The following is a 1175-nucleotide window of genomic DNA, read 5'->3' as shown; positions in this document are numbered from 1 at the left end:
CGCCCAACGGGTGCAGGCGGACGCCGAACTCGGCGCAGTTGGCCCGCAGGGTCTCGATCTGGGTGCGCGAGGTGGCATCCGCGATCGGCTGGTCGATGTCCAGCGTCGGGGTGTTGTGGTCCTCCGTGGCGATGGTCAGGTCGGGCCGACGCACCGGACGCCCGGCCAGACGCAGCCCCTCGAAGGCCTGCGGGCTCGTCACCTCGTGCACGAGGTGCAGATCGATGTAGAGCAGGTCGGGGGTGCGGGAGGCGCCCTCGCCCTCGCCGCGCACCACCACGTGTTCGTCCCAGACCTTCTCGGCCAGCGTCCTGGGTCGCGTCGTCGCCGTCGTCATCTGCCGCACCTTCCTGCTCACGCACCTGTCGGTCGTCGCCCGGCGCGGGGCGCCGGTGCTCACGGACCACTGTGGGGCGCGGCGGGGCCGTTCTCGACCACGAGGCGCGATATTCCATATCGTGAGATTTCGTCTCATATTCCGGAATCGGCTGCGGCCGGCCCGGTCGCACACGACGCGCGCCGACACCCAAGGCCGTCCGCGCAGTGAGACGACTACGATCACACCATGACCACCGAGCCCGTGCGCCCGCCCACCGAGGACGACCTCATCGGCCCCTCGCTCCACCGGCATCCCAGCGGCGTCGGCGTGGTGGACAAGTCGGTGGCGATCCTCGACGCGCTCGAGTCCGGCCCGGCCACGCTCGCCCAGCTCGTCACCGCCACCGGGATCGCGCGGCCCACGCTGCACCGGCTCGCGGCCGCCCTCACGCACCACCGCATGGTGGGCAAGGACCTGCAGGGCCGCTACGTGCTGGGCACCCGCCTGGCCGAGCTCGCCTCCGCCGCCGGCGAGGACCGGCTCACGACGGCCTCCGGCCCGGTGCTGCTGTGGCTGCGTGATGCCACGGGAGAGAGTGCCCAGGTGTTCCGTCGGCAGGCGGACTCCCGCGTGTGCGTGGCCAGCGCGGAGCGGCCCTGGGGCCTGCGCGACACCATCCCCGTGGGCGCCCGCATGTCCATGAAGGCCGGCTCCGCCGCGCAGGTGCTCCTGGCCTGGGAGGACCACGAGCTGCTCGTCGAGGGGCTGGCCGGCGCCGTCTTCACACCCACCGTCCTCGCGGCGGTGCGGCGGCGCGGCTGGGCCCAGTCCCTGGCCGAGCGCGAGCCCGGGGTCG

2 protein-coding genes are annotated in these 1175 nt (G+C 73.4%); one reads left to right on the top strand and one right to left on the bottom strand.

Translation table 11 applies throughout. From position 1 onward, the window contains the following. A partial coding sequence (locus tag AB0N07_RS51555) for an aconitase family protein (RefSeq protein ID WP_365847979.1) occupies window positions 1-337 on the bottom strand: 337 nt, incomplete at its 3' end. 228 nt (window positions 338-565) lie between these two features. Between AB0N07_RS51555 and AB0N07_RS51550 the strand changes: the two genes are divergently transcribed. Continuing rightward, window positions 566-1175, top strand: a 610-nt coding sequence (locus tag AB0N07_RS51550; RefSeq protein WP_365847977.1) for a helix-turn-helix domain-containing protein, incomplete at its 3' end; no start/stop codon positions are given.

This window comes from Streptomyces sp. NPDC051172 (assembly GCF_040682555.1).
Classification (GTDB): Bacteria; Actinomycetota; Actinomycetes; order Streptomycetales; family Streptomycetaceae; genus Streptomyces.
This window is presented reverse-complemented; position numbering and strand designations above follow the sequence as displayed.